Source organism: Kutzneria sp. NPDC051319 (genome assembly GCF_040682195.1).
Lineage (GTDB): Bacteria > Actinomycetota > Actinomycetes > Mycobacteriales > Pseudonocardiaceae > Kutzneria.
On record NZ_JBFBAM010000007.1, the window covers coordinates 199,702 to 219,153 of the forward strand.

A 19,452-nucleotide genomic window follows, 5' to 3' on the forward strand; every position below is an offset into this window, starting at 1 on the left:
GTCCTTCCCTGCATCAAGATGGGGTCTGTGATCTCGGGGTCGGTGGGATGGCTGCCGCTGGTGGTCGTGTGTGTGGTGTTCACGGCGGCAGCGGCGGTGGTGGTGTGGGCGGGGCGGCTGATGCCGCCGTGGCCGGTGGTGCTCGCCGCTGGACGGGCGGTGCTGCAGCTGGCAGCCGTCTCCGCGGTGATCACGGCGGTGCTGGCCTCTCTGGGGCTGACCGGGGCGTTTCTGCTGCTCATGGCGGTGGTGGCGACGGCGACGTCGGCGGCGCGGACGGGCGTGGGGCGGCGGGGCGCCTGGGTGGGGCTGGCGATCGTGGCGGGGGTGATCCCGGCGCTGGCGTTGCTGGTGGGCTCGGGTCTGCTGCCGGTGACGGGCATCGCCCTGGTGCCGATGGGCGGCATCCTGATCGGCGGCGGCATGACGGCCACGACCCTGTCGGTGCGCCGGGTTCTGGACACCCTCAAGCAGCGGCACGGGGAGTACGAGGCGGCGCTGGCCTTGGGGTTCACCGAGCCGGTGGCGATCCGGGAGCTGGTGCGCAAGCCGGCGGCCGATGCCCTGCTGCCGGCGTTGGACCAGACCCGCACGGTCGGCCTGGTCACCCTTCCGGGGGCTTTTGTCGGCATGTTGCTCGGGGGCTCGCCAGTATGGCTGGCGGGGGCGTTGCAGCTGGTCGTGCTGCTGGGCCTGCTGGCGGTGGAGTCGCTGGCGATCGTGATCGTCGTCGAGCTCGTGGCCCTCGGGAAGGTCAGACGGGTTGCGCCGTAGACAAGGTAAGGCTAACCTAAGTTCAACCGCTTCGTGGTGGGAGCGGCAGTCAGTTCGGGAACAGAGAAGGCCCCGGGTCCGGCAGACCCGGGGCCTTCTCGCACGTCAGGCCAGGGCCCGTGCCAGGAACGTGGCGGCCAGATCGATCGCGGCGTCGGCGGCGTGAGTGCCACGCAGCGCGTTGAGCATCACGAAGTCGTGGATGATGCCGCCGAAGCGGACGGCGGTCACGGGCACGCCGGCCTCACGCAGCTTGGCCGCGTAGGCCTCACCCTCGTCCCGCAACACGTCGGCCTCGCCGGTGATCACCAGGGCGGGCGGCAGGTCGCGGAGCTGATCAACGGTGGCCCGCAGCGGCGAAGCGGTGATCTCGGCCCGCTGGGCCTCGTCGGTCGTGTACTGGTCCCAGAACCACTGCATGGCGTCGCGGCGCAGGAAGTAGCCCTCGGCGAACTGGCGGTACGACTCGGTGTCGAAGGCGGCATCGGTGACCGGGTAGAACAGCACCTGCTGCCTGAACGAGAACTCGCCGGTCTGCTTGGCCATCAGCGTCAGCGCGGCGGTCATGTTGCCGCCGACCGAGTCGCCGGCCACGGCCACGCGGGCGGCGTCCAGGTTGTGCTCGGCGCCGTGCTCGAAGACCCACTTGGCCACGGCGTAGTTCTGGTTGATGGCCACGGGATAGCGGGCCTCGGGCGACAGGCTGTATTCCGGGAACACCACGGCCGCGCCCGTCTTCACGGTCAGTTCGCGCACCAGCCGGTCGTGGGTGTGGGCGTTGCCGAACACCCAGCCGGCGCCGTGGATGTAGATCACCACCGGCAGCGGGCCGGTCGCGCCGACGGGCCGGGTGATCCGCACCGGCACGCCGTCGACGGTCAGCTCCTCGGCGTCGACCTCGGGTTTGTCGATCGGACCGGCCTGCACCTCGTCGACGGTCCGGCGGCCCTCGACCGGGCCGAGGTCGGCCAGGTACGGCGGGTTGGCGGTGGCCTCGGCGAACTCCTTGGCGGCCGGCTCCAGAACGACGCTCATGGCTTCCTCCTGCTGCTTGGTCCCTGACCTGACGCCGCGAACAGTAGCGTCCACTTAGATCGTGCACAACTTAAGTTGACAAGTTATGATTGTGGCATGGACGACACGGACAACCCCTTGCTGCTGAAGGATCAGCTGTGTTTCTCGCTGTACGCCGCCAGCAGATCGGTCACCGCCCTGTATCGGCCGATGCTGGACGAGCTGGGGCTGACCTATCCGCAGTACCTGGTGTTGCTCGTGTTGTGGGAGCACGGCACCAGCCCGGTCAAGGACCTCGGCAACGCGTTGCAGCTGGACTACGGCACGCTGTCGCCGCTGCTCAAGCGGCTGGAGGCCAATGGGCTGGTGCGCCGGACCCGGCGGGCCGACGACGAACGCTCGGTGGCCGTCGCGCTGACCGACGAGGGTGCGGCGCTGCGCGACCGGGCGCTGTCCGTGCCGCCGGTCATCGGCACCGCGATGGGGCTGAAGGAAGAGGAGTTCGGCGTCCTGCGCGACCTGCTCACGCGGCTCACGTCGTCGGTGCAGGCCTACACGGCCTGAAGACGGGCCGAGGCCCCGCCGGGAACGGCGGGGCCTCGGTGGCTACCAGACCGGCCAGGTGTGCACGGGTTCGCCGGCGTGCATCAGGTCGATGTACCGACGCAGCATCCCGACCAGCGCCGCCTCGCGGTCGGCGCCGCGCTGCTCCAGCTGCGCGACGGTCTCCCGCTGCCACGACGAGCCGGTGCGCCGAGCCACGCAGCGCTGCTCGATGATGCCGAGATACCGCTCGCGGGCCGCGTCGGAGACGCCCAGGTCGCGCAGGCCCTCATGGGCCATCGGCAGCAGCCGTCGCAACACGAGCTCGTCCGGCGGCACCCAGCCGATGCCCGGCCAGTAAAGCTGGGCGCCCATGCCGTGCCGCGCGCCCGAGTACAGGTTCTCCTCGGCCGCCTGGAACGACATCTGCGTCCACAACGGACGTTCCTGGGTGGCCAGTGCCCGCTGCGCGCCGTAGAAGAACGCGGCGTTGGCCAGAATGTCCACAATGGTCGGTCCGGCCGGCAGCACCCGGTTCTCCACCCGCAGGTGCGGCACGCCGTCGACCAGGTCGTACACCGGACGGTTCCACCGCCACACCGTTCCGTTGTGCAGCCGCAGTTCCGACAGCTGCGGCGCGCGGCCGGCGGCCAGCTCGGCGAGCGGGTCCTCGTCGTCGATCACCGGCAGCAGGCCCTGGAAGTAGCGCACGTTCTCCTCGAACAGGTCGAAGATCGAGGTGATCCAGCGCTCGCCGAACCAGACCCGCGGCCGCACGCCCTGGTTCTGCAGCTCCTGCGGCCGGGTGTCGGTGGCCTGCTGGAACAGCGGAATCCGGGTCTCGTGCCACAACGCCTTGCCCAGCAGGAAAGGCGAGTTGGCGGCCAGTGCCACCTGCACGCCGGCCAGGCACTGCGCCGCGTTCCAGTGCGCGGCGAAGTCGTCCGGCTGCACCTGCAGATGCAGCTGCACGGACGTGCAGGCCGCCTCCGGCAGAATGGACTCCGCGTAGCTGCGCAGTCGCTCCGGCTCGCCGCCCGGCATCGGCGAACCCTCCATGTGCAGCACCATTTCCTCGCCGCGCGCGGCGAAGATCTCGTCGTTGAGCACCGTGTAGCGTCGATTGCTGGTCAGCCAGCGTGGATCGAAGTGCTCGCGCCGCAGTGTCGGCAGCACCCCGATCAGCACGATCGCCGCGCCCGCGTCCTTCGCCTTGGTGTCGGCGTTGTCGAACGTCCGACGCAGCTCCTGTTCCAGGTCGACGGCCTCGTTGCCGGCCAGGGGCCGGGGCGGCACGTTGATCTCCAGGTTGTGCTGGCTGAGTTCGGTGGTGAAGGAGGGATCGTCGATCTTCTCCAGCACCACGGAGTTCGTCATCGCCGGTCGCAGCTTCTCGTCGACCAGGTTCAGCTCGATCTCCAACCCCATCTGTTGCTGGGGGAACGAGAACACGTCATCCGTGAGCATCCTGGCCAACGCGTCCAGACAGCGCTGCACCTTCTCGCGGTAACGCTGGCGGTCCTCCCGGCTGAATGTTCGGTCGGACACGTCCTTGCCCATGCCGCCTCCCACTTCGGTCTGCCCGGGTTCCCCGAGCGCCTGAAGCGAATGCCCACGGTGACACAACGGGTTTGACCCTGCCCATCGGCCAAATCGGTGCTCTCTGTCACATTGGCATAACTTCCGGTGAGAATGCGCTGGTAGGAGGCCTGGGATTACCACACCTGGCGAACGGGAAACATGGTATGGGCGAACAGTGAGAGACTGCGTGGCGTGCCGCAGGTGATCGAGATCGACGACCCCTCGGACGCCAGGCTGGACGACTTCCGCGACCTGTCCACCGCCGACCGGCGGCCGGACCGGCCCGGCGGGCGCGGCCTGGTGATCGCCGAGGGCGTCATCGTCGTGCGCAGGCTGCTGGATTCCCCGTACCCGCTGCGTGGCCTACTCGGCATCCGCCGCCGGATCGAGGAGCTCGTCCCCGATCTGGGTGATTTCGACGGCCCTGCCTACGCCGTGTCGGCCGACCTGATGGCCCAGATTGTCGGTTTTCACCTGAACCGGGGTGTCCTGGCGGCCGCGGATCGCGCCCCGCAGCCGGATCCCGCCGAAATGGTTGAAGGCGCACGGATGTTGGCGGTGCTGGAAGGCGTCGGCGACCACGAGAACCTCGGCGCGCTGTTCCGCAACGCCGCCGCGCTGAGCGTGGACGGGGTGCTGCTGGGCGCGGGCTGCTCGGATCCGCTGTACCGACGCAGCGTGCGGGTGTCGATGGGGCACGTGCTGCGGGTGCCGTTCGCGGACCTGCGCCCGTGGCCGTCGGGGCTGGATCTGTTGCGCGCCAACGGCTTCACCGTAGCCGCGTTGACGCCGCGAGCCGACGCCGTCGACCTGCGCGACTGCAAGCTTGCGGGGGAGAAGGTCGCGCTGCTGCTGGGGTCCGAGGGGCCCGGGCTGACCGATGAGGCCATCGACGCGGCCGACGTCGCGGTCCGGATCCCTATGGCCTCGGGTGTGGATTCGCTGAATGTCGCCACCGCGGCCGCCGTGGCGTTTCACGCGTTGGGGGTGTCGTGAGTACCGTCGACCAGGCAGGCGCCGACGGGTCGGAGGAGACGATCGTGCAGCTTCACGCGCGAGCGGGCAAAGCCGTGCTCGTCGGCCACGACGGCACCCAGCTGCGTGAGGTCGACCCCCGGTCGCTGGCGCTGCCGTCCGACCTGACCGCCGCGCTGCACGAGTGGGCCGAGGTCGCGCGGGCGCTCGTGCCCAACGACCACCAGCCGGTCGGCGGGACAGCCGGTGACCTGGTCACCCGACGGGGCCGGCAGCTGGCCGGGCGGCTGGCCACCGAGCTGGGGCTGCCCATCGACTACGCGGACCCGGTGTCCGGGCGCATGGTCGAGGTGGAGCCGGCCGTGCTGGCCGCGCCGCCGGTCGAGGAGCCCGACGAGGGGGTCGTCGAGGACTTCCCACGCCGGGAGCCGACGCCCTGGGCCACCGGCCTCACGGTCACCGTCATCGTCGCCGCCATGATCACCATCGCCGTGACGACCCTGTCCTTCGCGCTGGCCCAGGCCAGCCTGTGGCTGGCGGTGATCGCCAACGTGGTGATCATCGGCGGCCTGTCCCCGTCCGTCTGGCTGGCCCGCGACGTCCCCATCTGGCGCTGGGTAGCCCTCGGCGTCACCTGCGGCCTCGGCCTGGCCTGGCTGGTACTCCTCCTCAGCCTCCTAGGCCCTGCTACGTAAACCCCCGCGAGTCACGCTCTCGGGCACCGCGAGTCACGTTCTCGGGACGTTTCCACCGTGGTGCGTTGGGTGGGTGTGTCCCGAGAACGTGACTCTCAAGCCCGAGAACGTGACTCGCGTTCTGTCAGGCCAGGGATTCCATCCAGGCTTCGTGGAGGCGGGCGAAGCGGCCGGACTGGCCGATGAGGTCGGCGGGGGAGCCGTCCTCGACTATGCGGCCGTTGTCGACCACCAGGACCCGGTCGGCGATCAGGACCGTCGACAGGCGGTGGGCGATGATCAGGGCCGTGCGGTCGGCCAGCACCGTCTCCAGCGCCGCCTGCACCGCCCGCTCGGTCGGCACGTCCAGGCTGGACGTCGCCTCGTCGAGCACCAGCACCGACGGGTCGGCCAGCAGCGCACGGGCGAACGCCACCAGCTGACGCTGGCCCGCCGACAGCCGGCCGCCGCGCTTGCGGACGTCGGTGTCGTAGCCCTCCGGCAGGGCGCTGATGAACTCGTGCGCCCCGACCGAGGCCGCCGCCCGCTCCACGTCCTCCCGTGTCGCGTCCGGACGACCCATGACGATGTTGTCGGCCACCGACCCGGCGAACAGGAAGTTCTCCTGCGTCACCATGGTCACCGCGGACCGGAGGTCGACGTCGGCCACCTCGCGCAGGTTCACGCCGTCCAGCGACACCGAGCCCTTCGACGGGTCGTAGAACCGGGCCACCAGCTTGGCCAGCGTCGACTTGCCGGCGCCGGTCGCGCCGACCACCGCGATGGTCTGCCCGGCCGGCACGTGCAGGTCGAACTCCGGCAGCACCACCGGGGTGTCCGGCCCGTAGTGGAACTCCACGGCCTCGAACCGCAGCTCGCCGCGCCGTCCCTCATGGGGCAGCGCCGTCGGCTCTGTCGGCTCGGCCACCGCCGGCTCCTCCTCCAGCACGCCGGAGATCTTCTCCAGCGCGGCCACCGCAGCCGAGTAGGAGTTGGCGAACATGGCCAGGTCGTCCAGCGGGTCGTAGAGCCGGCGCAGGTACAGCGTGAACGCCGCCAGCACACCCAGCTGCAGGGTGCCGTCGACGACCCGCAGCGCGCCCCAGGCCAGCACCACGGCCACGGTCACGTTGCCGACCAGCCGCACGGTGGCGGTGAACCGCGACATCACCTTGAACGCCTGGTTGTTGGCGTCCCGGTACTCGACGTTGACCGCGTGCAGGATCTGCTCGTTGCGGTCGTGCCGCCGGTAGGCCTGCACCGCGCGGATCCCGTTCATGGTCTCCACGAACTGCACGATCACCTTGGCCACGGCTGTGGTCGTGGCCCGGTACGCCTTGTGCGAACTGCGCCGGAACCAGCGCGTCACCAGATACACCGGGACGAAGCCCAGCAGCACCACCAGGGCCAACCGCAGGTCGAGGACCAGCAGCGTGACGGCGATGCCGACCACGGTGAAGATCGAGCTGAGCAGCCCGTCGAGGCCCATGTCGAGCAGGTCGTCGATGGACTCCACATCGGACGAGAGCCGCGAGATGATCTTGCCCGAGGTGTAGGACTCGTGGAACGACAGGGAAAGCCGCTGCACGTGCCGGAACACCCGGCGCCGCAGGTCGAGCAGCAGGTCCTGGCCAACCCGGCCGGACAGCCGCACGAACGAGAACTTGGCGCCGGCGCTGGCCAGGCCGCACAGGGCATAGCCCAGCACGCACCAGACCAACGTCGCCGGATGGCCGGCGACCACGCCGGTCACGCCGTTGTCGATGGCCGCCGCGACCAGCAGCGGGCCGGCCAGCTGCGCGCCGTTCTCCAGCAGCACGAACACCAGCGCCAGCGCCACGGCCCACTTGTGCGGCCGCAGCAGCGACACCAGCAGCCGTCGCGACCGGGCCTGCAGCCGGGCCGTGACGACCTTGTCGACGTTCTCGATGTCCTCCGCGGCGACGCCGCGCCAGTCGGTGTCGGTCGGAGTCGCAGTTGTCGGCGCGCTCATCAGACCGCCACCTCCTCGTCCTCGTCTTCGTCCAATGTGGACAGCAGTCGCCGGTACTCCGCGTTGGTGGCGATCAGCTCGGAATGCGTTCCCACGGCGGCGATCCGGCCGTCCACCAGCATCGCCACCCGGTCGGCCAGCTGGACCGTGCTGGGCCGGTGCGCGACGACCAGCGCCGTCACGTCGTGCAGCACGCGTCGCAGCGCACGCTCCACCTCGCCCTCGGTGTGCACGTCCAATGCGGACAGCGGGTCGTCCAGCACCAGCACCGCCGGCCGGCCGACGACCGCGCGGGCCAAGGCCAGCCGCTGCCGCTGGCCGCCGGACAGGGACAGGCCCTGCTCGCCGACCCGGGTCGCGATACCCCACGGCAGCTTCGTGACGAACTCCTCGGCCTGCGCCACCCGCAGCGCCTCGTGCACGTCCTCGTCGGTGGCGTCCGGCGTGCCCAGGGCCACGTTCTCCCGCACGCTGGCCGAGAACAGCACCGGCTCCTCGAACGCCGTGGCCACGATCTGGCGCAGGTCATTCATCCGCAGGTCGCGGACGTCGATGCCGTCCACCGTCACGCGGCCGCCGGTGACATCGGCCAGCCGGGCCACCAGCGCGGTCAGCGCCGTCTTGCCCGAGCCGGTGCTGCCGACCAGCGCCACCGTCTCACCGGGACGGACCTCCAGGTCGATGCCCTTGAGCACCTCGCGCTGGCCGCCGTCGTAGGCGAAGTGCACGTCCTCGAACCTCAGGTAGCCGTGGACGTGCTCCGGGAGCTCGCGGGGATGTTCGGGCTCGACGAGCGGGTTGATCTCGTCGCGGACCTCCCAGTACCGGTCGCAGGCCGAGGCCGCCATGTTGGTCTCGGCCAGCAGCCAGCCGATCGAGTCGAACGGCCAGCGCAGGTACGTGGCGACGGTGATCGCGGCGACCAGGGTGCCCGCGGTCAGGGTGCCGTTGGCGATGCCGATGCCGCCGATCGCCAGCTGACCGGCGATGGCCAGTTCAGGCAGGCTCACCAACACCGCCCACAGCGCGGCCATCACGCGGACCTTGCTCAGCTCCGCCCCGCGCAGCGACCGGGCCTGGGCCATGAACGACTTCGTCATGTTCCGGCCGCGGCCGAAGGCCTTGAGCACGCGGATGCCCAGCACCGATTCCTCCACGGTGCTGGCCAGGTCGCCCTGGAGATCCTGGGCCCTGCGGGCGTAGATCTTGTACTTGGTCTCGAACAGATAGGACAGCACCACCAGCGGCGCGCCGCAGGCGATCACGATCAGGCCCAGCAGCGGCGACAGCGTGAGCAGCACGCCGACCCCCACCACCAGGACGGTCGCGTTGACCACCAGGAAGATCGCCGCGAATGCGATGAACCGTCGCAATGTGCTCAGGTCGTTCACGGCACGGGACAACAGCTGCCCCGACTGCCACTTGTCGTGGAACGCGACCGGCAGTCGTTGCAGTTGGTGGTAGATGTCCTCGCGTAGCCGCATCTCCACCGTGGTGCTCGGCCGGACGTTGAGTCGCCGCCGCGCGTAGAACAGGACCGCCTCGGCGACGCCGAGGACCAGCACCAGACCCACCAGCCAGGGCAGCTCCGACAGCTCGCCGCGCGCGACCGGGCCGTCGATGATCTGCTGGATGACCAGCGGAATAGACAGTCCGGCCAGCATCGCGCCCAGCGCCGCCGCCAGTGAGGCGAGCAGTTCCAGTCGCACCGGACGCACATAGGGCCACAGCCTGCTCAGCGTGGCGAAGGATGAGCGGTGGGTGACGGACTGGGCTCCGTCGTCACTCATTCGACAATCCCCCTTCGAGTTTCACCCCGACCATACGTAGGACCCCTGACATCGGACATCCGATTTTCCGGACCGTACGGCCTCCATCGCGCTGGAGGTCAAGTCCGTCGTGGCTGGTCACACGGGCCGGGGGAGGTCCTCGTGAGGGGGATGACGGCGCGCGGGAATCCGGCGCATGATGCAGGCATGACGCGACCCGAGTCGGTGCGCTACCTCCGCACCGAGCCGACGATGGCGTTTCCCGACGGACGGCTGCTGGCCCGCAAGCAGCACCAGCTCTACCTGCTGGCGCCGGACGGGTGGACGCGGCTCGGCGACGACCGTCCGATCGACGCCAAGCCGCTGACCCGCCCGGAGGCGGAGGACTGGTGCGAGCGCGAAGGCATCGACTGGCACGCCTTCGAGCAACTGTGACCGAGCCTGTGACCTAGCGCTGCGAGCGAACCCCGAGCAGCACGTCCTCCCAGGACGGCACGATCGGGTGGTTCTTCTTGCCCCGCCGCGGCGGGGCCTCCGCCTTGCGGGCGGCGGGCTGCGCGTCGGGCTGGGACTGCGCCGCCGGCTGCTGCGGCACGGGCGCCTGCGCCGCGGGCGGCTCCTCCACCGGCTCCGGGTCGTTGATCACGGGCGCCTGGGCCGCCGTGTGGGTCGGCTCGACGCGCGCGGTCTCCGGCTCCGGGGCGGGCGCCGGCTGCGGCTCCGCCTTGCGGGCGGCCGGGGGCTCCGGCGCCTGCTCGGGCACCACCGGCGCGGGCGCCGGGGTGGGCTGGGCCTGCGCCGGGGTGTGGGCCTGGGCCTGGTGCTCCAGCTCCAGCGCCTGCCGGGCCAGCTCCGTCACCGGCCGCACGGTGCGCAGCGGCCGGTTCGGGGACGGGTCCAGCAGGTCGATGGCGTGGTCGTCGATCGGCGAGACTGTGCCGCCGTGCGCGCCCGGGTGGAACGTCCAGTGCGCCCGGTTCTCCGACCTACCGGCCTGCCAGTGCAGCTGGATGATCCACTTGCCGTCCTCGCCGCGCCACGAGTCCCAGTGCCCGGCCGAGTAGTCCTGGCCGCGCAGGCCGAAGGAGTGCGCGATCACCTCGCCGAGGGTCTGCACGTCCGGCCCGTCCTCGCGGATCGGGTGGGCGCGCTGGGCCAGCTCGGCGGTGCGGGAGCGCTCCAGCAGCACGGGGTAGGCGTAGCGCTCGATACGGTGCGTCGGCAGCCCGGCCGCCGCGGCGACCTGGTCGACCGACTCGCCGGCACGGATGCGGGCCTGGATCTCGCGGGGACGCATCTGGACGTCGGTCTCCGCCGCGATCTGGCCGAGACGGGCGACGTCGCCCCGCGCGGCGGCGCGCAGCCGCTCGTCGCAGGGGATGGTGTAGCGCTCGCCGCGAACGGGGTCTTCGCAGATGACAGATGTGCCGTCGTCGTCGAGCCCGACGACTCGCAGCGCTCGCATCACGGCCTCCCCGATCTGTCACCTCGCCACTGACCAACGATAGTTCGGCGCGCCTACTTGACGCCGTAGGCGCGCCGAGTCTATCGACATCCGACCATGATCCTGCCGGATTTACTAGGTAGGACGCATGGTGAGCCGGGAAGGTTCACCGCTACGGACGGTGATCTCGATCTGTGAGCCGGTTCACAGTTGACCGACGACCCACTCCACGCACTTGGTCAGGGCCGTCACGTCGTCCGGGTCGATGGCCGGGAACATGGCCACCCGCAGCTGGTTCTTGCCGAGCTTGCGGTACGGCTCCACGTCCACAACGCCGTTAGCCCGCAGCACCTTGGCCACCACGGCGGCGTCCACGTCGTCCGAGAAGTTGATCGTGCCCACGACCTGCGAGCGGTTGGCCGGGTTCGCCACGTACGGCGTCGTGTACTCGGTGGCCTCGGCCCACGAGTACAGCCGCGACGACGAGTCGGCCGTGCGGGCCGTCGTCCACTCCAGACCGCCGTTGCCGAGCATCCACTCGATCTGCTCGGCCAGCAGGAACAGCGTGGCCACCGACGGCGTGTTGTAGGTCTGGTCCTTGGTGGAGTTGTCCAGCGCCGTGGTCAGCGACAGGAACTCCGGCACCCAGCGGTCCGAGGCGCCGATCTCCGCGACCCGCTCCAGCGCCGCCGGGCTCATCAGCGACAGCCACAGGCCGCCGTCCGAGGCGAACGACTTCTGCGGGGCGAAGTAGTAGACGTCGAAGTCCTCGGCCTTGACCGGCAGGCCGCCCGCGCCCGAGGTGGCGTCGATGGCCACCAGCGCGCCCTCGGAGCCGGCCGGCCGGATCACCGGCACCGCGACACCCGTCGAGGTCTCGTTGTGGGCCCAGCCGACCAGGTCGATGCCCTCGCCGGCGGCGAAGGCGATCTCCGGCGCGTCGCCCGGCTCCGCCTTCACCACGACCGGGTCCTTCAGGAACGGCGCGCCCTTGGTCACGGTGGCGAACTTCGAGGAGAACTCGCCGTAGGTGAAGTGCTGCGCGCGCTCGCGCACCAGGCCGAACGCCGCGGCATCCCAGAAGGCCGTGGTGCCGCCGTTGCCCAGCACCACCTCGTAGCCCTCGGGCAGCGAGAACAGCTCCCGCAGGCCCGCGCGGACCCGGCCGACCAGGGACTTCACCGGCTTCTGGCGGTGCGAGGTGCCCAGGTACGTCGCGCCCGACTCGGCCAGCTTGGCCAGCTGCTCGGGGCGGACCTTGGACGGGCCGCAGCCGAAGCGGCCGTCGGACGGGCGCAGCTCGGTGGGCAGGACAAGGGTGGCGGGGTCTGCGGTCTGCGTCATGCCGGCGCCTCCGGGACGTGTCAGCAAGTGCAAGGAATGCCGGCGCCGTTGCCGGGGAAGGGCCAGTGTTGCAAACCGGTGTCCGGCGCGTGACGTCCGGGTGTTCCGCGCCACACTTTGCGTCTCACGGATCGGTCAGATCGGCCAGCAGCACCGCCTGCGCGCTGCTGGCGATGTCGTCCCAGCTGTCCGGCGGCAGCTCCAGCAGCCGCCGCGCCCGCTGCCGGTTGGTCAGCAGCTGCATCAGCGTCGCGTCGTCCACCGCGTCCGGCGGCCCGAAGTCCCGGTAGAACCGGCGCAGCCCGTTCGTGAACCAGCGCAGCGCGCCGTCCAGGTCCCCCGCCTCTTCCAGCACCTCGCCCGCGCACACGTAGGCGAACGGGTCGTCCGAGCTCGTCAGCTGGGCCAGCGCGTGCAGCGCCCGCTCCGGGCAGCCCGTGTCGAACAGGAACCCCGCGTAGTAGGACCTCGCGTCCCCCACCACCGGGCCGCCGTCCTCGATCGCCGCCGCGAACAGCTCCCCGGCCCGCTGCGGGCAGCCCGCCGCCGCCCACCCCTCCGCGGCCTCCACCAGGTACTGCGCCCGTTCCTCCGGGATCAGCGCCGCCAGCCGCTCGGCCTCCGCCGCCTCCGCTGCCCTGGCGGCGGCCCTCCCGTCCCGCATTTGTGGAGGCTAGCGGGTGAGAGCGCGCTCAAACGCCACCTCAGAGAGTGGTTCCCTCCCCTACCCGTTCACTCGAACGGCCCACCCCTTTTTCTCTACCTGAGTGGCTTAGGTGGCCGTGGGAGCGAAATGAGCCACTCACGTGGCTTTGGGGGGGTGCCGGCTTGGGGGTACGTGAGTGGCTTGGGTGGCTGTGGGAGCGAAATGAGCCACTCACGTAGCGAAACCGAGGCTAGGCGTGGGCGATGGTGGTCCAGCCTTCGACGTCCTCGGGCTTGCGGGGGGCCGGCCCGATGTAGTGGGCGGAGGGGCGGACGAGGCGGCCGGTGCGCTTCTGTTCGAGGATGTGGGCGCACCAGCCGGCGGTGCGGGCGCAGGTGAACATGGCCGGCATCATGTGCGGGGGGACCTCGGCGAAGTCGAGGATGACGGCGGCCCAGAACTCGACGTTGGTCTCGATGGCCCGGTCGGGGCGGCGGGAGCGGAGCTCGGCCAGGGCGGCCTGTTCGAGGGCGTTGGCCACCTCGTAGCGGGCGGCGCCGAGTTCACGGCAGGTGCGGCGGAGCACACGGGCGCGGGGGTCCTCGGCGCGGTAGACGCGGTGCCCGAAGCCCATGAGGCGGTCGCCGCGGTCAAGGATGCCGGCGACGACGGCGCGGGCGTCGCCGACGCGTTCGACCTCCTCGATCATGGGCAGCACGCGGGCGGGGGCGCCGCCGTGCAACGGCCCGGACATGGCGCCGATGGCCCCGGACATGGAGGCGGCGACGTCGGCGCCGGTGGAGGCGATGACGCGGGCGGTGAAGGTGGAGGCGTTCATGCCGTGCTCGGCGGCGGACACGAAGTAGGCGTCGATGGCCTTGACGTGGGCGGGATCGGGATCGCCGCGCCACCGGGTCATGAACCGCTCGGTGACGGTGGCGGACTCGTCGATCCGGCGCTGCGAGACGGCGGGACGGCCGATGCCGCGGGCGGACTGGGCGACGTAGGACAGGGCCATGACCGAGGCGCGGGCCAGCTGATCGCGGGCCTGCTCGTCGGTGATGTCCAGAAGCGGCTGGTAGCCCCAGATCGGCGCGAGCATGGCCAGCGCGGCCTGCACGTCGACCCGGACGTCGCCGGTGTGCACGGGGATGGGGAACGGCTCGGCGGGCGGCAGCCCGGGCCCGAACCGGCCGTCGACGAGCAGCGCCCACACGTTGCCGAACGTCACCCGTCCGGCGAGATCCTCGATGTCCACGCCGCGGTAGCGCAGCGCCCCGCCGTCGCGGTCGGGTTCGGCGATCTCGGTACGAAAAGCGACGACACCTTCGAGCCCTGGCCGGAATCCGTCCTCCATGGCGCAACCCTGCACCCCGAGCGGCTGATCGGCAATCGCAGGTAAACATCATGTTGCGGTCGCCACCGGGCGGTCACCGCGTGTTAGATCTTTCGCCATGCACCTCACGCCGCACGAACGGGACAAGCTGCTGGTGCACGTCGCCGCGGACGTGGCGCGCCGCCGGCTGGAGCGGGGTGTGCTGCTCAACTACCCGGAGGCGGTCGCGCTGATCACCGACCACGTGCTGGAGGGCGCGCGGGACGGCGAGTCGGTGTCGGCGCTGATGGCCAGCGGCCGGCAGGTGCTGCGCCGCGACCAGGTGCAGACGGGCATTCCGGAGATGCTGGACTCGGTGCAGGTGGAGGCCACCTTCCCGGACGGCACGAAGCTGGTCACCGTGCACGACCCGATCGCGTGAGGGGCCGATGATTCCAGGCGAGATCATTCCCGGCGACGAGCCGGTGGAGCTGAATCCGGGCCGCGAGCGGACGGTGCTGACGGTGGTCAACGCGGCGGACCGGCCGGTGCAGGTCGGCTCGCACTACCACTTCGCGGCGGCCAACCCGGGGCTGGAGTTCGACCGGAAAGCGGCCTGGGGCAAGCGTCTGGACGTCCCGGCCGGCACCTCCGTGCGGTTCGAGCCGGGCGTGGAGCGCGAGGTGACGCTGGTGCCGATCGCCGGCCGACGGGTGATTCCGGGGCTGCGCAAGGAATGGTCGGGGGAACTGTGACGGGCATCGACCGCCGCCGGTACGCGGAGCTGTTCGGGCCGACGACCGGCGACCAGATCCGGCTGGCCGACACCAACCTGGTCATCGAGGTGACCGAGGACCGCAGCCGCGGCGCGGGCTCCGGCGACGAGGTGGTTTTCGGCGGCGGCAAGGTGATCCGCGAGTCCATGGGCCAGGGCATGGCCACCCGTGCCGAGGGCGCGCCGGACGTCGTGATCACGGGCGCGGTGATCCTCGACCACTGGGGCGTGATCAAGGCGGACGTCGGCATCCGCGACGGGCGGATCGTCGGCATCGGCAAGGCCGGCAACCCGGACACCATGGACGGCGTGGACCCGGCGTTGGTGATCGGCCCGTCCACGGAGATCGTGGCCGGCAACGGGAAAATCCTCACGGCCGGCGGCATCGACTGCCACGTGCACTTCATCTGCCCGCAGCTGGTGGACCAGGCGCTGGCCGCTGGTCTGACGACGTTGATCGGCGGCGGCACGGGGCCGGCCGAGGGCACGAAGGCGACGACGGTGACGCCGGGATCCTGGAATCTGGCGCGGATGCTGGCCTCGATGGACTACCAGCCTGTGAACGTCCTGTTGTTGGGCAAGGGAAACACGGTCAGTGAGGAAGGGCTCTGGGAGCAGCTGCGGGGTGGGGCCGGCGGCTTCAAGCTGCACGAGGACTGGGGCACCACGCCGGCGGTGATCGACTCGGCGCTGCGAGTGGCCGACGCCTCGGGCGTGCAGGTGGCCATCCACACCGACACGTTGAACGAGGCCGGTTTCGTCGAGTCCACTGTGGACGCGATCGGCGGGCGGTCGATCAACGCCTACCACACCGAGGGGGCCGGCGGCGGGCACGCGCCGGACATCATCAAGGTGGTCGGCGAGCCCAACGTGCTGCCCTCGTCCACCAATCCGACCCGGCCGCACACCGTCAACACCCTCGACGAGCACCTGGACATGCTGGTCGTCTGCCATCACCTGAACCCGTCGGTGCCGGAGGACCTGGCCTTCGCGGAGAGCCGGATCCGGCCGACCACCATCGCGGCCGAGGACCTGCTGCACGACATCGGGGCCATCTCGATGATCAGCTCCGACTCGCAGGCCATGGGCCGCATCGGCGAGGTGATCATTCGTACCTGGCAGACGGCGCACGTGATGAAGGAGCGGCGAGGGATCCTGGGCGACAACGAGCGGGCGCAGCGCTACGTCGCCAAGTACACGATCAATCCGGCCATCGCGCACGGCATAGACCACGAGGTCGGGTCGGTGGAGGTCGGCAAGCTGGCCGATCTGGTGCTGTGGGAGCCGAAGTTCTTCGGTGTGCGGCCGCACATGGTGCTCAAGGGCGGGTTCGCGGCGTGGGCGGCGATGGGTGACGCCAACGCCTCCATCCCGACGCCGCAGCCGGTGTTGGCCCGGCCGATGTTCGGTGCGGCGCCACGGGTCGCGGCCGCGAGCAGCGTGCATTTCGTGTCGCAGGCGGCGATCGACGACGGGCTGGCGGAGCGTTTGGGGCTGTCGCGGCTCTTGCTGCCGGTCGCGGACACTCGCCGTAGGGGCAAGGCAGACATGATCCGCAACGACACGCTGCCGCGCGTGACGGTCGATCCGGACAGCTTCGCCGTGCACGTGGACGGCGAGCTGGTCGAGCCCCATCCCGTGACGGAACTGCCCATGTCCCAACGTTATTTCCTGTTCTGATGTCGGCCGTGCTGCTCGTGCTGGCCGATTCCCGGTTCCCGGGCGGCGGGCACGCGCATTCCGGCGGCGTCGAGGAGGCGGCCGCGCGCGGGCTGATCACCGACGAGAACAGCCTGGAATCGTTTCTCTACGGCCGGTTGCGGACCAACGGCCTGGTGTCGGCGGCCTTCGCGGCGGCGGCCGTCGACGGCGACTGGTCCACTTTGGACATGGAGCTCGACGCCAGAACTCCTTCGCCGGCCCAGCGGGCGGCCTCGCGGGCTCAGGGCAAGAGCACGCTGCGGGCCGGCCGAGTGGCCTGGCCGTCGCCGCGGCTGAAGGAGCTTTCCCAGCCCCACCATGCCATTGCCGTCGGCGCGCTGGTGCAGGTTGCCGGCGGGACACGGGAGGAGGCGGCGGAGTGTGCCGCCTATCTCTCGGTCAGCGGCCCGGCCAGCGCGGCGGTGCGGCTGCTCGGGCTCGATCCGTTCCAGGTCAACGCGATCGTGGCCCGGATGCGGATGACCGAGATCGTCGACGAAGCGCTCAAGGGCCTGCCGATGCTCAGCGCGCCGGCACTGGACCTGTTCGCCGACTCCCATGCCCGGATCCACCAGCAGGAGGTGCGTCTCTTTGTCAGCTGACCACGAGCACCCGGTGTCGTTCGACCCCACGTTCACCGTGCACGACCACCACGAACAGGCGTCGAGTGACGGCCGCGCGGTCCGCATCGGCATCGGCGGCCCCGTCGGCAGCGGCAAGACGGCCCTGGTCGCGGCCCTGTGCCGGGCGCTCGGGGCGGAGATCGAGCTCGCCGTCGTGACCAACGACATCTACACCACCGAGGACGCCGACTTCCTGCGTCGGGCCGGCGTGCTCGACCCGGCCCGGATCGAGGCGGTGCAGACCGGCTGCTGCCCGCACACCGCGATCCGCGACGACATCAGCGCCAACCTGGACGCCGTGGAAGTGCTGGAAGGGCGGTTTCCCGGGCTGGACCTCGTGATCATCGAGAGTGGCGGCGACAACCTGACCGCCACCTTCAGCCGGGGCCTGGTCGACCGGCAGATTTTTGTGGTGGACGTGGCCGGCGGCGACAAGGTGCCGCGCAAGGGCGGCCCCGGCGTCACCACGGCCGACCTGCTGGTGATCAACAAGATCGACCTGGCCGAGCTGGTCGGGGCCGATCTGGACGTGATGACCAGTGACGCGCACCGGATGCGCAACCACCGGCTGCCGGTGATCACCCAGTCGCTGACCCGCACCCCGGACGCGCCCGAGGTGGCCGACTGGGTGCGCAAGCAGCTGGCCTGATGCGGGCCCGCGCCCGGCTGGCGGTCGAGCGCCGCGACGGCCGGACCGTCGTGACGGAACTGCGGTCGGCCGCGCCGATGACGTTGCTGCCGCAACGAAGTCGGCTGCGGCGTGGAACCGGTACCGCCGTGGTGCACCTGGTGAGCTCGGCCACCGCGCCGCTGGGCGGCGACGACCTCTCGCTGGAGGTGCACGTCGGTCCCGGCGCGCATCTCCAGCTCCGTGGCATCGCGGCGACGCTCGCATTGCCGGGGCACAAGGGGGAGCGCAGCCACGCGTCGATCCGTTTCGACATCGATGACGAAGCGTCGGTGGAATTCCTGCCCGAACCGACGATCGTCACGTCGCGGGCGTCACACAGCTCGGTGTTCGCCGCGCAACTGGCCGACACGGCCCGATTGCGCTTCCGCGAGACGCTGGTTCTCGGCCGGGTCGGCGAACGGCCCGGCAGCCTGGACAGCACCGTCGAGGTCGTTCGGGGCGAAACGCCGCTGCTGCGGCAGCGCGTCGACATCGGTGACCCGGCGCTCGCGGCCAGCGCCGCCTACCTGGCCGGGCACCGCGTTCTGGCCACTGAGCTGCTGGTTTGGGGCGCCGATCCGGCGTCGGCGAGCAGCGGCGACTGGTGGTCGCTGGTTCCGCTTGCGCGGGGCGGATCGCTGGCCACCGCGCTGGCGGCCGACGCCGTCACCGCGCAGCGCCGTCTGGCCGACGCGACCGCAGGTCACCCGGGACTTTCCACAGTGGACGGCGCTTCTGAATTGATCACTTTTTCGGTCCAGAACCACAGCGTGGCCAATTCCCGTTCGTGATCACTTCGCCGGGTGTTCACCGTCACCTCGCGGGCGGTTCCGGTTTGCCGGCAAAACCCGTACCTTCCGACGAACACGGTTGGTACCACGAGTGCTCTTCCGCGCGGAGGCCGCTATGCCGGAAACCCAGTCCGAGACCAACATCGCGCTCCCTGCGATGCGCGTGTCCTACGAGCAGGGCTCGATGACCGAGCACGATCTAGCCGGCACCTGGCACGAGCAGCTGGGGCTGTGGCTGGACGAGGCGACGCGGGCCGGTCTGGCCGAGCCGAACGCCATGGTGCTGGCCACCGCCGATCCCGAGGGCCGGCCGTCGTCACGGACCGTGTTGGCCAAGGGCCTGGACGCGCGTGGACTGGTCTTCTACACCAACTACACCTCCAACAAGAGCCACGACCTGCGGGCCACTCGCTACGCCTCGGCCACCTTCCCGTGGCTGGCGATGCAGCGGCAGGCCACGGTCCGCGGCACGGTGGAGAAGGTGGACCCGGCCGAGACCGCCGAGTACTGGCGCACCCGTCCGCGCGGATCGCAGCTGGGCTCGTGGGCCTCGCCGCAGTCCCGCGTGGTGCGCGACCGGACCGTGCTGGACAGCGCGCTGGCCAACATCAACCGGCAGTTCGCCGACGCCGATCGAGTACCGGTGCCCCCGCACTGGGGCGGCTGGCGGATCCGGCCCGAGATGGTCGAGTTCTGGCAGGGCCGGCAGGACCGCATGCATGACCGCCTGCGCTTCCACCTGGTCGGCGACACCTGGCAGCTGGAGCGCCTGGCCCCGTAAGCCGCGCGGATCACACCCCGACGGGTCGTTAGTTATCCT

General features: G+C 70.7%; 20 protein-coding genes. 12 read left to right on the forward strand and 8 right to left on the reverse strand.

Annotated elements, in window-relative coordinates; translation table 11 throughout:
* Positions 1-18 precede the first annotated feature (18 nt).
* Positions 19-774: an ABC transporter permease gene (locus tag AB0M73_RS09440; RefSeq protein ID WP_363888994.1), complete on the forward strand. Its 756-nt coding sequence runs from the start codon at positions 19-21 to the stop codon at positions 772-774.
* A 105-nt stretch (positions 775-879) separates the two neighbouring features.
* On the opposite strand, the gene AB0M73_RS09445 is transcribed toward AB0M73_RS09440, so the two are convergent.
* Positions 880-1,809, reverse strand: coding sequence for an alpha/beta hydrolase (locus tag AB0M73_RS09445; protein WP_363888997.1), 930 nt, complete (start codon positions 1,807-1,809; stop codon positions 880-882).
* Positions 1,810-1,905: 96 nt separating this feature from the next.
* Here AB0M73_RS09445 and AB0M73_RS09450 point away from each other — a divergent pair, with 96 nt between their 5' ends.
* On the forward strand, positions 1,906-2,352 hold the full coding sequence (locus AB0M73_RS09450; protein ID WP_043719570.1) for a MarR family transcriptional regulator: 447 nt from the start codon (positions 1,906-1,908) through the stop codon (positions 2,350-2,352).
* Positions 2,353-2,394: 42 nt separating this feature from the next.
* On the opposite strand, the gene AB0M73_RS09455 is transcribed toward AB0M73_RS09450, so the two are convergent.
* A complete protein-coding gene (locus AB0M73_RS09455) occupies positions 2,395-3,891 on the reverse strand; it encodes a glutamate-cysteine ligase family protein (protein WP_363889002.1) in 1,497 nt (498 codons plus the stop codon).
* A 213-nt stretch (positions 3,892-4,104) separates the two neighbouring features.
* On the opposite strand from AB0M73_RS09455, the gene AB0M73_RS09460 reads away from it, so the two are divergent.
* Both AB0M73_RS09460 and AB0M73_RS09465 read left to right on the forward strand, forming a co-directional pair.
* Positions 4,105-4,908 (forward strand): RNA methyltransferase, encoded by an 804-nt coding sequence (locus AB0M73_RS09460; RefSeq protein WP_363889005.1) that lies wholly within the window; start codon positions 4,105-4,107, stop codon positions 4,906-4,908.
* The gene (locus tag AB0M73_RS09465; protein WP_363889008.1) at positions 4,905-5,582 is read left to right on the forward strand and encodes a DUF2537 domain-containing protein; all 678 of its coding nucleotides are present in this window, start codon (positions 4,905-4,907) and stop codon (positions 5,580-5,582) included. Before AB0M73_RS09460 ends, AB0M73_RS09465 begins: the two co-directional genes overlap by 4 nt.
* A 124-nt stretch (positions 5,583-5,706) precedes the next feature.
* Here the strand turns inward: AB0M73_RS09465 and AB0M73_RS09470 are convergent, their stop codons facing one another.
* Positions 5,707-7,554, reverse strand: coding sequence for an ABC transporter ATP-binding protein (locus AB0M73_RS09470; protein ID WP_363889012.1), 1,848 nt, complete (start codon positions 7,552-7,554; stop codon positions 5,707-5,709).
* On the reverse strand, positions 7,554-9,344 hold the full coding sequence (locus AB0M73_RS09475; RefSeq protein WP_363889015.1) for an ABC transporter ATP-binding protein: 1,791 nt from the start codon (positions 9,342-9,344) through the stop codon (positions 7,554-7,556). The genes AB0M73_RS09470 and AB0M73_RS09475 overlap by 1 nt, the downstream gene beginning before the upstream one ends.
* 186 nt (positions 9,345-9,530) lie before the next feature.
* Between AB0M73_RS09475 and AB0M73_RS09480 the strand changes: the two genes are divergently transcribed.
* Positions 9,531-9,758, forward strand: a complete 228-nt coding sequence (locus AB0M73_RS09480) for a hypothetical protein (RefSeq protein WP_043719558.1) — start codon at positions 9,531-9,533, stop codon at positions 9,756-9,758.
* 13 nt (positions 9,759-9,771) lie between these two features.
* Here the strand turns inward: AB0M73_RS09480 and sepH are convergent, their stop codons facing one another.
* From sepH to AB0M73_RS09500, 4 genes are all read right to left on the reverse strand, one after another.
* Positions 9,772-10,788, reverse strand: coding sequence for a septation protein SepH (gene sepH / locus AB0M73_RS09485; RefSeq protein ID WP_363889018.1), 1,017 nt, complete (start codon positions 10,786-10,788; stop codon positions 9,772-9,774).
* A gap of 183 nt (positions 10,789-10,971) precedes the next feature.
* Positions 10,972-12,111: a phosphoserine transaminase gene (gene serC / locus AB0M73_RS09490; protein ID WP_043719556.1), complete on the reverse strand. Its 1,140-nt coding sequence runs from the start codon at positions 12,109-12,111 to the stop codon at positions 10,972-10,974.
* Positions 12,112-12,235: 124 nt separating this feature from the next.
* Positions 12,236-12,775, reverse strand: a complete 540-nt coding sequence (locus AB0M73_RS09495; protein WP_363889022.1) for a hypothetical protein — start codon at positions 12,773-12,775, stop codon at positions 12,236-12,238.
* A gap of 232 nt (positions 12,776-13,007) precedes the next feature.
* On the reverse strand, positions 13,008-14,114 hold the full coding sequence (locus AB0M73_RS09500; RefSeq protein WP_363889025.1) for a citrate synthase 2: 1,107 nt from the start codon (positions 14,112-14,114) through the stop codon (positions 13,008-13,010).
* 97 nt (positions 14,115-14,211) lie between these two features.
* On the opposite strand from AB0M73_RS09500, the gene AB0M73_RS09505 reads away from it, so the two are divergent.
* From AB0M73_RS09505 to pdxH, 7 genes are all read left to right on the forward strand, one after another.
* Complete coding sequence (locus tag AB0M73_RS09505; RefSeq protein ID WP_363889028.1) at positions 14,212-14,514, forward strand: urease subunit gamma; 303 nt, start codon at positions 14,212-14,214, stop codon at positions 14,512-14,514.
* Positions 14,515-14,521: 7 nt separating this feature from the next.
* Positions 14,522-14,827: an urease subunit beta gene (locus tag AB0M73_RS09510; RefSeq protein ID WP_043719548.1), complete on the forward strand. Its 306-nt coding sequence runs from the start codon at positions 14,522-14,524 to the stop codon at positions 14,825-14,827.
* On the forward strand, positions 14,824-16,527 hold the full coding sequence (locus AB0M73_RS09515) for an urease subunit alpha (protein WP_363889032.1): 1,704 nt from the start codon (positions 14,824-14,826) through the stop codon (positions 16,525-16,527). The genes AB0M73_RS09510 and AB0M73_RS09515 overlap by 4 nt, the downstream gene beginning before the upstream one ends.
* A complete protein-coding gene (locus AB0M73_RS09520) occupies positions 16,527-17,150 on the forward strand; it encodes an urease accessory UreF family protein (RefSeq protein ID WP_363889035.1) in 624 nt (207 codons plus the stop codon). Before AB0M73_RS09515 ends, AB0M73_RS09520 begins: the two co-directional genes overlap by 1 nt.
* Positions 17,151-17,163: 13 nt before the next feature.
* The gene (gene ureG / locus AB0M73_RS09525; RefSeq protein WP_363889162.1) at positions 17,164-17,820 is read left to right on the forward strand and encodes an urease accessory protein UreG; all 657 of its coding nucleotides are present in this window, start codon (positions 17,164-17,166) and stop codon (positions 17,818-17,820) included.
* Positions 17,820-18,632 (forward strand): urease accessory protein UreD, encoded by an 813-nt coding sequence (locus tag AB0M73_RS09530; protein ID WP_363889037.1) that lies wholly within the window; start codon positions 17,820-17,822, stop codon positions 18,630-18,632. The genes ureG and AB0M73_RS09530 overlap by 1 nt, the downstream gene beginning before the upstream one ends.
* Before the next feature lie 115 nt (positions 18,633-18,747).
* Positions 18,748-19,413, forward strand: coding sequence for a pyridoxamine 5'-phosphate oxidase (pdxH, locus tag AB0M73_RS09535; protein ID WP_043730378.1), 666 nt, complete (start codon positions 18,748-18,750; stop codon positions 19,411-19,413).
* Positions 19,414-19,452 lie beyond the last annotated feature (39 nt).